Origin of the sequence: Kitasatospora sp. MY 5-36, assembly GCF_001182915.1 — a bacterium.
Classification (GTDB): domain Bacteria; phylum Actinomycetota; class Actinomycetes; order Streptomycetales; family Streptomycetaceae; genus Kitasatospora.
The window spans coordinates 1-10927 of sequence record NZ_LFVW01000398.1; the positions used below are offsets into that span (position 1 = coordinate 1).

General features: G+C 73.5%; 8 protein-coding genes. 5 read left to right on the plus strand and 3 right to left on the minus strand.

Going from position 1 to position 10927, the window contains the following annotated elements; all coding sequences use genetic code 11:
- From AE652_RS24035 to AE652_RS24045, 3 genes are all read left to right on the plus strand, one after another.
- A partial coding sequence (locus tag AE652_RS24035) for a hypothetical protein (RefSeq protein WP_049654910.1) occupies nt 1-966 on the plus strand: 966 nt, incomplete at its 5' end.
- Nucleotides 967-1268: 302 nt separating this feature from the next.
- On the plus strand, nt 1269-1925 hold the full coding sequence (locus AE652_RS24040; RefSeq protein WP_063780242.1) for an NUDIX domain-containing protein: 657 nt from the start codon (nt 1269-1271) through the stop codon (nt 1923-1925).
- Between the two features lie 553 nt (nt 1926-2478).
- The gene (locus AE652_RS24045) at nt 2479-3276 is read left to right on the plus strand and encodes an SGNH/GDSL hydrolase family protein (RefSeq protein WP_053112220.1); all 798 of its coding nucleotides are present in this window, start codon (nt 2479-2481) and stop codon (nt 3274-3276) included.
- 188 nt (nt 3277-3464) lie between these two features.
- On the opposite strand, the gene AE652_RS24050 is transcribed toward AE652_RS24045, so the two are convergent.
- Nucleotides 3465-4415, minus strand: coding sequence for a nitroreductase/quinone reductase family protein (locus AE652_RS24050; RefSeq protein ID WP_049654911.1), 951 nt, complete (start codon nt 4413-4415; stop codon nt 3465-3467).
- A gap of 340 nt (nt 4416-4755) precedes the next feature.
- Here AE652_RS24050 and AE652_RS24055 point away from each other — a divergent pair, with 340 nt between their 5' ends.
- Nucleotides 4756-5148, plus strand: coding sequence for a hypothetical protein (locus tag AE652_RS24055; RefSeq protein ID WP_063780243.1), 393 nt, complete (start codon nt 4756-4758; stop codon nt 5146-5148).
- Nucleotides 5149-5239: 91 nt separating this feature from the next.
- Here the strand turns inward: AE652_RS24055 and AE652_RS24060 are convergent, their stop codons facing one another.
- Nucleotides 5240-6415, minus strand: a complete 1176-nt coding sequence (locus AE652_RS24060) for a polysaccharide deacetylase family protein (protein WP_049654913.1) — start codon at nt 6413-6415, stop codon at nt 5240-5242.
- A gap of 211 nt (nt 6416-6626) precedes the next feature.
- Nucleotides 6627-8453, minus strand: coding sequence for a long-chain fatty acid--CoA ligase (locus AE652_RS24065; RefSeq protein WP_049654914.1), 1827 nt, complete (start codon nt 8451-8453; stop codon nt 6627-6629).
- A gap of 531 nt (nt 8454-8984) precedes the next feature.
- On the opposite strand from AE652_RS24065, the gene AE652_RS24070 reads away from it, so the two are divergent.
- Nucleotides 8985-10927: nitrate- and nitrite sensing domain-containing protein (locus tag AE652_RS24070; protein ID WP_049654915.1), on the plus strand; the 1943-nt coding region annotated here is incomplete at its 3' end.

The window sequence follows — 10927 nt, forward strand, 5'->3', positions numbered from 1 at the left end:
GGGCTCGGCGGGCGGGTCCGGGGCGCGCCGCCGCCCCAGCCGGTGGCGGTGGCCCTGGCCGTCGACGCCGGGGACTTCGCCGGGCTGGCGCGGTACGGGCTGTTCGGCGGGCTCGGGCACCAGGCCTACCTGCGGCGGGCGGAGGAGCAGCTCACGGCCCTGCACCGGCAGGGGCTGGAGGTGCACCTGCGGGTCCTGGAGGCGGGCGACTTCGAGGACTACTGCGAGGCGCTCGGCCTCGATCCCCGGATGCCCGCCGCCCGGGTCGCCTACGCGGGCGATCCCGAGCTGGCGGGGGAGCCGTTCGTCTACGCGGGGGAGCGGCTGGCCGAGCTGCTCCCGGTGCTGCTGGACGACCACCGGGCGCGGGTGCGGATGTCCGTGGCCTGCGCGGCCCTGCTGGACGCCGTCGGCGAGGATCCGGACGGGCAGTTCCGGATGGCGGCCGTGATGCGGTACGTGACGTCCGTCTACCTGGCCCTCGCCGAGGGCGCGGGGGAGGGGTGTCACCTGCTGACGCTGCGCTGCCACGGCCCGGAGGACGGCGAGGAGCTCACCTCGGCGGTGGACGTCTGTGTGGAGGAGGGGCGGCTGTACCCGGCCGGGCGGGACGCCGAGGCGTTCTGCGTCACGCTCGCGGCGGGCGTCGCCCTGGGCGGGGAGGGGTCGTTGCTGCTGCACGGCGATCCGTCGGCGGGTGTCCGGGCCGCCGGTCGGGCCGACGGCCGGTCCGCCCCGGCCAGGGGTCCGGCCTCCCCGGCCGACGACGCCGGGCTCCGGCCGCCGGTGCTCGGCTGGGCGTTGACCGGCGGGCGGCTGCGGCCGATGACGGCGCACGAGGTGTTCGACGAGCTGGCCGACGACGCCGCGCGTGGGATGCCGTTCCCGCCCGGGGTGGACCCTCGGCCCGGGTTCCCGCTGCCCGGCTTCCGGGGCGCCGGGGAAGGGGGTGGGCCGCTGGGGTGATCGAGGGGCTCGCCGCCTCCGCGTCCACCGCGTTCGCCGCCTCCGCGTCCACCATGCGGCGCTGGGGACTGTTCATCGACCGCCTGTTCGGGGAAGATTCGGAGAAGATCAACAGCAGGAGCGTGCGGTGCCCCACGCCGCCGCTCCGGCCGCTCCGTACCGCGCCCTGCAGGTCCTCCCCGCGCACCGCCGGTCCGGCGAAGCCCGACAGCGAGAGGGGGACGGATGAGCGAGCGGAGCGAGCTCGGTGCCAGGGGGTGCGCAGGGGCGAGCACCCCCGCCGAGCGCCGCGGGGCGAGAGCATGAGCCCGATCGAGTACAGCGCGGAGATCGCCGAACTGCTCGGGAAGGTGCGGCGGCGTCCCACCGCGGGCTGGCCGTGGCGGCCGGGCGAGCAGGTGCCGGAGGGGCTGCCGGTCAAGCAGTCCTGGGGGTGGCTGTTCGCACCGGACGGGCGGGTGCTGACGCTGGTGAACCCCAGGGACGGGATCTGCTCGCTGCCCGGCGGGTCGCTGGAGCCGGAGGACGGCGGTGATCCGGCGGCCGCCCTGGCCCGGGAGGCCGCCGAGGAGGCGCAGGCCGTGATCGGCCGGCCGTACTACCTCGGCTACCTCTACGACCGGGTCGGTTCGGCGAACGGCGGGCACGAGTGCGCGCGGGTCCGGATGGCGGCGGCGCTGCGGGAGGTCGGCCCGAGCGTGGCCGACCCGGCCTCGGGCCGGCACTACCGGCGACTGCTGGTCGCGCCGGGCCTCGCCGTCGAGCTGCTCGGCTGGGGCGCGCCCGGCCTGCGTCAGGCCCGCGCGGCGGTCGCCACCGCCGCGCGCTGGCTCGGCGTGCCAGCGGCCGCGAACGAGGCGATCGAGGAGCTGCCGGTCGAGGGCTGCACGGTCTCCCCGGGCGCCGTCTACCCGGGTGCCGTGCACCTCGGTGGTGGCCGCCCCGGCGTGCACGGCTGACCACGCGCGTCGCCGTACCCCTGCGCGACCTCCTGGCGGGGCGCCCTGATGCGCTGCCCTGGCGTGGTGTCCCGCCGTGCTGCCTTGACGCGCTGCCACATCGCGCGGCACGTACGGCAGGCGCGGCCATGGCGGACGTCAACCGTCAGCCGCACGCGTCCAATCAGCCGCACGGGTCCGATCAGGCTCACCGGTGAATTTCACCGGTTCCGCCGATGCCCTGTTCCGCCCACCTTCTGACGTGCCTTGAGGTGTTCCGTCAGCCCCCCCTGCGTCCCTCGGCACCCGCTTCGAATCTGACTCGGCGGTAACCGGGCGGCAGCCCCCCGCTTACCGTGCACAGAACTTCCGCAAGTTGCCGGTCTACGCGCGCTGCGCTACGCGCGTCACCGCGTACCCCCGCTGACCTGGGCGAAATCCCGGATTGTCGGCGGCAATTCATCTCCGGGCTGTCGGACGGCCCGTCAATATCCTTGGCATGACCGCTTCCGGGTTTGGCTACCGCCTGGTATCACTTCTGTGACCCTCGCCACGCCACCCCACTGGAGATGCGATGATCCGCCCTGCCCGTGCCCTGTCCATCGCCGCCGTAGCGGCAGGCCTCACCATGACGACGCTCTTCGCCGCGTCGTCCGCGAACGCCGCCGGTGTCAACTACGTGGCCCTCGGGGACTCGTACTCCTCCGGCGTCGGTGCCGGCAGCTACCTGAGCGACAGCGGCAGCTGCAAGCGCAGCACCAACGCGTACGCGTACCTCTGGAAGAACGCGCACGCGCCGTCCTCCTTCAAGTTCGTGGCCTGTTCGGGCGCCAAGACCGGTGACATCCTCAACAGCCAGATCTCCGCCCTGGACGCCGGCACCACGCTGGTCAGCATCTCGGTCGGCGGCAACGACGCCGGTTTCGCCGACACCATGCAGACCTGTGTCCTCGGTTCGGAGTCCGACTGCGTCAACGCCGTCAACACCGCCAAGAACTACGCCACCACCACCCTGCCCGGCCAGCTGGACAAGGTGTACTCGGCGATCAAGTCGAAGTCCCCCAACGCCCACGTCGTGGTGATGGGCTACCCGCACATCTACAAGATCGGCGGCAGCTGCATCTTCGGCATCGGCGACACGGCTCGCGCCGCCATCAACAGTGCCGCCGACACCCTGGACGGCGTCCTCGCCAAGCGGGCCGCCAACGCCGGCTTCGCCTTCGGCGACGTCCGCAACGTCTTCACCGAGCACGAGATCTGCGGCTCGCTGACCACCTGGCTGAACAGCGCCACCCTGCCGGTCGACGAGAGCTACCACCCGAAGGCGGCCGGCCAGTCCGGCGGCTACCTGCCGGTGTTCTCGGCGTCCTGAGGACGGTAGGCCGTAAGGGCCGTAGGAGCCGGATCGGCCCGCAGCGGTCGTCGTGGCGGACCGCCGTAGCGAACCGCTTCGGCGGACCGTCGTAATGGACGGGCTCCGACGGGCACTGTCCCGTCCTGGGGCATGCCGGTGCCGCCGTCCCCTCCCACGCTTCGGGAGGGGACGGCGGCACCGCCGTTTCAGCGGCCGTTCGGCGCGGATCCGTTCGGCGCGGGCCTGGCCGAGGCCGGTCCGGTCGGCGGGAAGGGGATGCCGGCGAGGACCGGCAGGAGTTCCGCCTCCTCGAAGTCGAGGTGCGCCTCCAGTTCGGCGGACATCCGGTCCAGCTCCGTACGGAGCCGCTCCGGTTCGGTGACCGTGATCCCGGCCAGCAGGGCCACCAGCTCCTCCTTGATCCGCCCGATGGCCCGGTGCTGCTCGTCGAGCCGCGCCAGGACGTCGGCCAGCTCCGGGTGGCTGCGCGCGAGGGCGGGGAACACGGCGGTGTCCTCGCCGGTGTGGTGGTGCGTCAGCCCGTCGCAGAAGGCCAGGCAGTGCTGGCGCAGCTGCAGCCCGAGCGGGGCCGGTCGGCCCGGGAGGTGGGCGTGCGCTGCCTCCCGTACGTGGCGCAGCTGTGCGCGCAGCCAGGTGTGCGCCTCCAGCAGCTTGTCGGCGAGGCTGCGCACCACCGGGGCGGGGCTGACGGAGGGCGGCTCGGGTCGTTCCAGGACGACGACCGGCAACTCCCGGTCGGTGTGCGCCTGGTAGTCGCCGTAACCCGGAGCCTGCCGGACGACGGCGGCGAACAGCCGTTCCCGGCGGTCGCCTTCGGCGGGCACGGCGACGGTGTCGAAGGCCTCGACGCCGAATCCTGCGTTGTCGATGGCCTCGGCGCCGATCTCGACCCGGACCACCGGGTGGGCGAGGAGGTTGCGGTACCACTGGGGGTGTTCCGGCGCCCCGGCGGCCGAGGCGACGACCAGGAGCAGCCCCTCCGCCCGGACGTACCCGAGCGGCACGGTGTGCGGCCGCCCGGAGCGTGCCCCGGTGGTGGTCAGCAACAGCAGGTCGCTGCCCTCGAACGGGCCGCCGACCCGCCCGCCGTTGGCGCGGAACTCCTCGATGACGTTCTGGTTGAAGGACATGGGCATGCGTGTGTGGTGGATCTCCAGAGAGGAAAGGGGAAGTCGCGGTCACCTGCTGTGCCGAGTGCCGAGCTCCGGAGCCGGTGATACGGCTGGTCGCGTGTACGGCGGCGTCCGTCACGGGGCACGGTTCGCGCACGCGGGCAGCGCGGTGACCGCCCGGCGTCAGATCAGGGAAGCGGAGAGAGTGCTCATCGCGCATCGTCCCTTCGGAAAGGTGCTCGCTCGGCTGTCGGCCGGCCCACTACTCTGTGGCCGACGCCGCGCTGCACGCCCCCATTAGAGCCAGGCCGCGGACACGCTGTCAACGAGGACGATCGCCGCCTGAGAGGAACCGGAAGCTGCCGTGGAACGTGTGGTGGACCTCGACGACGCCGCCGCGCGGATCGCCGCCCGGGCCCCGGGGTGGCGTGCGGCCCGACTGACGGTGGGCCCGCTCACCTGGCGTGATTGGCTCGCACCGTGGCCGCCGCCGCTGGAGACGGACCGTTCCCGGGTCGTCGATCCGGACTCGGTCGGCCTGCGGCTGGCCGACCCGCTGACCGGTGGGGAACTGGAGGTGGTGCTCTTCCGCGGGGGCTGGGCGGACGTGTCCTACCTGGCCGCCGGCTGGGAGGAGAAGCTGGTCACGGCGGGGGAGCACGAGGCGGGCGGTGCGATCCCGGCCCAGGACATCACCTCCGCGGCCGACTTCGAAGCGCGCCTGATCGGATCGACGGGAGACGTCTTCGGAGTCTGAGTGCCGGAGCGCGGGAGCGCCCGAGCGAACGGCGACGCGCCGCCGCCCCCTCGGAGGCGGCGGCGCGTCCGTCAGGCCCGGACGGTGCCCGTCAGCGGAGGTAGTCGACCAGGCCGGCCGGCTTGAGCCCGGCGGCGTCGGCGGCGGCGAGGGCGCGCTGGAGGTCGGAGGCGAGGGTGTCGGTCCAGTGCATCAGGACGACGTCGCCCGGCTGCAGCAGGCCCGGGTGCCAGATGTTGGCGGCGCCCCAGCTGAAGTCCGCGTCGGCGGTGAGCACGGTGCGGATGCCGCAGTTGGCGGCGGCCTGCAGGGTGTCGGCGTTCCAGGTGAAGTACGGCGGGCGGAAGAACGTCGGCGTGGTGCCGAAGATGCGGGTCATGGAGTCACGGGCGTCGCAGATCTCGACCTGCTGCCGTTCCAGCGGGAGCGTGCTGAGGTCGGTGTGGGAGACGCTGTGGTCCTGGACCGAGGAGCCGGGTACGGCGGTGACCCGCCGGAAGAAGTCCGGGTCGGTGGCGGCCGGCATCGGCAGCGGGAAGGCGGTGATCGGCAGCCGGTGGTCGGCGATGAACCGTTCCGCCTCGGGGGTGCGCTGCCAGCCGTCGTCCACGGTGAAGAAGACGACCTTGTCGTTGGTGGGGACGGAGCCGGCGGCGACGGCCGGGGCGGGTGCGGGGCCGTCCACCCGGACGTCGTCCACGGAGAACGGGCCCTGCTGGTACCAGCCGTGGACGTACAGCCGGATGCTGCGCGCGTTCGGGCCGGTGGTGAACCGGGTGCTCAGCCGCTGCCAGCCGCCGCCGGTGGTCTCCGTCCAGGCGGGTGCGACGTCCTTGCCGGTGCCGGTGGCGCCCAGGTAGACGAAGTTGCCGCGCACCCAGGCGGAGGCCGTGTAGGTGGTGTTGGGCTGGACCGCGACGGTCTGCGCGCACTCCCCGGTGGAGTCGGCGTTCGCGGGGGTGACGGTCAGCGCGGAGGCGCCGGTGTGCGGGGCGTTGGCGGTGACGGCCGCTTCGGCCGGTCCGCCGGTGCAGCTCCAGCCGGGGACGCTGCCCCAGTCGGCGAGGTCGGGGGAGGGCAGTTCGAAGCCGGGGTTGGTGGCGAGGTTGACGGTCGGGGCGGCCTGGGCGCTCGGACCGCCGGCCGGGGCGGTGTCGGCCGAGGCCGCCGGTGCGGCGAGGCCGGTGAGCAGGGCGACCGAGGCGGCCAGCGCGGACAGGCGCGTGGACAGGCGTGTGGACGGGGGCGCGGACAGGCGTGTGGACATCGACACGTGAGGACTCCAGCAGGTGGGGGTACGCCCGTGGGGAGGGCGTGAGCGGAATCGGACCGTGGAACTCTGGATCGTCGCAACAATGGACTAGACCAATAAGGCCGTCAAGGGAACGGCGGATGAACCAGTTCGCCGCTGCGCGGTCATCCTGCCTGTGGCACAAGGGACAAGACGGTACGTCAAGGACCAGACGGACAGCCCCGGTTCAGGGCAGGTACAACTCCTCGATGTCCGTCGCGTAGTGCTCGGCGATCGCCGCCCGCCGCAGCTTGAGCGAGGGCGTCAGCAGCCCCTGCTCCTGGCTGAACTCCCGTGGCAGCAGCCGGAACGCGCGGATCGACTCGGCCCGCGAGACGGCCGTGTTCGCGGCCGCCACCGCACGCTGGACCTCCACGTGCAGCTCCTCGTCCGCGAGCACCGTCCACGGGTCCGCCTGCTCCCGCCCGTGGGTCTTCAGCCAGTGCGCCAGGGCGGCCGGGTCGAGCGTGATCAGTGCGGCCACGTACGGGCGGTCGTCGCCCACCACCAGGCACTGGGAGACCAGCGGGTGCGCCTCGACCCGTTCCTCCAGGGCCGCCGGGGCCAGGTTCTTGCCGCTGCTGGTGACGATCAGGTCCTTCTTGCGGCCGGTGATGCTGAGGTAGCCGTCCTCGTCCAGCCGGCCCAGGTCGCCGGTCGCGAACCACCCGTCGACCAGGGACTCGGCGGTGCACCGCGGATGGTTGAGGTAGCCGCCGAAGACCGAGCCGCCGCGCACCCACACCTCGCCGTCGTCGGCGATCGCCACCGAGGCCCCCGGCACCGGCTGTCCGACCGTGCCGAGCTTCTGCCGGCCGGCCGGGTTGGCGGTGATCGCGGCGGTGGTCTCGGTCAGCCCGTAGCCCTCGTACAGCTGGAGGCCCGCGCCGGTGAAGAACAGGCCCAGCTCGCGCCGGAGCGTGGAGCCGCCGCACATCACGCTGCGCACCCGGCCGCCGAGCACCGCCCGCAGCCTCGGGTAGACGGTCCGCTCGTACGCGAGGTGGCGCAGCCGCAGGGCCGGGCCCGGTCCGGGGCCGCGGCCGAAGGCCTTCTGCTCCCGGGCGGCGGCCCAGTCGACGGCCACCTGCCGGGCCTGCTCGAAGAGTTCGCCGCGCCCGGCGTCCTCGGCGGCCCGCCGGGCCTGCTGGAAGATCTTCTCGAAGACGTACGGGACGGCGTGCAGGAAGGTCGGGCGGAAGGTCTCCAGCGCGGGCAGCAGCGCGTCGGTGGAGACCTCGGGGATGTGCCCGATCCGGAAGCCGCCGCGGATCGCCGCGATCTGCACGGCCCGCCCGTAGACGTGCGCGAGCGGCAGGAACAGCAGGGTGGCGGGGCGGCCGCCGCCGGTGTCGCGCAGGACGTCCCCCCAGCCGGCGAGCAGGGCGTCCGCCTCGGCGGCCAGGTTGGCGTGGGTGATCAGGCAGCCCTTGGGGCGGCCGGTGGTGCCCGAGGTGTAGACGACGGTGGCGATGTTCCCGGCGGCGACGCCGAGGCGCTGGCGGTGCACCAGGGAGTCGGGCACGCCGAGGCCGTCCTCGGTGATCGCGGCGACGCAGTCGCGGTCCAGTTGCCAGATGCCGGTGAGGTCGGGCAGCGCGTCGCAGACCGCGCCGACGGTCATCGCGGCGTCCTCGTCCTCGACCAGGCAGGCCACCGCCTGGGTCTCGGCGAGGATCCAGCGCACCTGTTCGGGGGAGGCGGTGGGGTAGACCGGCACGGTGATCGCGCCGATCGACCAGAGTGCGTAGTCGAACAGCGTCCACTCGTAGCGGGTGCGGGACATCAGGGCGACCCGGTCGCCGTAGCGCACGCCGTGGGTGAGCAGACCCTTGGCCAGGGCGAGGACCTGGTCCCGGAACTCCCGGGCGGTGACGTCCTGCCACTGCCCGTCCTCGGTCCGCCAGGACAGCTGGACCAGGTCGGGGGTGCGCCCGGCGGTGTCGTAGAGGGAGTCGGCGAGTCCTCCGGAGGCCTCGGGCACGGCCGGGGCGGGGGTGGTGAACTCGCGCACAGTCCTCCCCAGTTCGGTGCCGGTAGTACGGGGTGGGCCGAAACTATCGGATCACCCTGTCACTGCCCAGGGTTGTGGCGGTGACACGACGAGATCGGCACCGGCCTCCTCCGGTGGTGTCGTCCCCGGGGAGGTGCGGAGGAGGAACCGCTGAGGGTGCGGGGGCCTCGTGTCAATCCCGCATTTCCGGGCACGGGCGGACATTCCGGACGCGAAGCGGGGGAGGGGGAGGCCGGTTTCTGACGTGTGCGGGACGAGACCGGTCGGTGGACTGGTTCGCCCCTCGAACGAGTGGTGAGGGCGTAGTAGAGTCTCGCAGACCTGTGGCCGGAAACCCCTCCTCCGACCTTGCCCTCGGCACCCTCCATGCCGTCCCGCGCCACCCCCCGTACCAGCCCCGTACCAGCACCGACCCGGCTCCGCCTCGGCCCCGATCCGGCCCTGAACCGGCGCCTCGACACCGTCCCTCCACTGCTCCCGCCATTCCCACCGCTCCCCGTCCGCGCCTGGCACTTCCCGACCGAGGACTCCATGCGTCTGCGCAGCAGCTCGATCCGCGCGAAGATCATCGCGCTGCTCCTGGTGCCCATCGTCGCGCTCGCCGCGCTGTGGGCCTACGCGACGATCGCCACCACCGGGGACGTCTGGAGCCAGCTCGGGATCAGCCGTACGTACAAGGAGTTCGCGGGCCCGGTCGACCAGTACACCGGGGACCTGCAGAACGAGCGCCGCGCCGCCGTCCAGCGCCTGGCCGACCCGCGTTCGCCGGCCGCCAGGGACGGCTACGAGCGGGCCAAGGCCGCCACCGACCGCAGCCTGGACGTGCTGCGGCAGAAGAAGGACACCTCCGCGGGCAAGCTCTCCGCCCCGCAGCGCGGCCGCTTCGTGCAGATCGTCGCCGCCGCCGACCAGCTCGGACCGCTCCGCGCCCAGGTCGGCCGCTCCGCGCTGAACTGGGAGTTCGCGCTGGGCCAGTACAGCGACCTGGTCAAGCCGGTGTTCGGCTTCCGGTCCGCCTACGTCGCCCGGCAGAGCGGCCAACTCCCGCGTCAGGGCACCATCCTGATCGAGCTGGTGCGCGCCCGCGAGTACCTGTCGCAGGAGGACGCGGCGATGGAGGGCCTGCGCACCGGCGTCGCCAAGCCCACCGCCGAGCAGTACCAGGTCGCGTTGGACGCCCTGCACAACCAGCAGGCGCTGTTCACCGTCTACGTCGCCGAACTCGACCCCGCCGACCAGTCCGACTACGTCGCGCTGCGCGGCGGCGAGGCCTGGGGCGCGCTGGCCCGCGCCGAGGCGGACTTCGTCGGCGCCGGCGGCCCCGAGCGGGTGGTCCAGGCGCTCAACAGCGACTCCTGGCGGGTGACCGCCGACCGGGCGCTCGGCGACCTCGCCTCGATCAACAGCCGGATCTCCGCCGGGCTGGACGAGCGCGCGCGGTCCGCCTCGATGGGACTGCTGTGGCGCGGCGGCATCGCCGGTGCCATCGGCCTGGTCGCCGTGGTGCTGTCGATCATGATCTCGTTCCGGATCGGCCGCGGCCTCGCCCGCCAGCTGATCGGCCTGCGCAACGCGGCCCACGAGCTGGCCGGCACCCGGCTGCCGTCCGTCATGCTGCGGCTGCGCCGCGGCGAGCCGGTGGACGTGGCCACCGAGGCCCCCGAGCTGCACTTCGGGGACGCCGAGATCGGCCAGGTCGGCCAGGCCTTCAACGCGGTGCAACGCGCCGCCGTCGAGGCCGCCGTCGAACAGGCCGAACTGCGGCGCGGGGTCTCGGCGGTGTTCGTCAACCTGGCCCGGCGCAGCCAGGTGCTGCTGCACCGCCAGCTCACCCTGCTCGACACCATGGAGCGCCGCACCGAGGACCCGGCGGAGCTGGAGGACCTCTTCAAGGTCGACCACCTCACCACCCGCATGCGCCGGCACGCCGAGGGCCTGATCATCCTGGCCGGCGGCTCGCCCGGGCGCGCCTGGCGCAAGCCGGTCCGGATGGTGGACGTGGTCCGGGCGGCGGTCGGCGAGGTCGAGGACTACGCCCGGGTGATCGTCCGGCCGTTCCCCGGCACCGGCCTGCTCGGCAGCGCCGTCGCGGACGTCACCCACCTGGTCGCCGAACTCGTCGAGAACGCCGCCGTGTTCTCCCCGCCGAGCACCCAGGTCACCGTCCAGGGCGAGGTGGTGGCGCACGGCTTCGCGCTGGAGATCGACGACCGCGGCCTCGGGCTGAGCGAGCAGCTGCTCGCCGAGATCAACGAACGCCTCGCCGTGGAGCAGGAGTTCGACCTCGCCGACACCGACCGGCTGGGCCTGTTCGTGGTCAGCCGGCTGGCCCGCCGGCACGGCATCCGGGTGCACCTGCGGCCGTCCCCGTACGGCGGGACGACGGCGGTGGTGCTGATCCCGCGCGAGCTGCTCGCGGAGGCGCCGGACGGGCGGCCGGAGCCGGGCACGGCCGGGCAGCGGCCCGCGGCGGG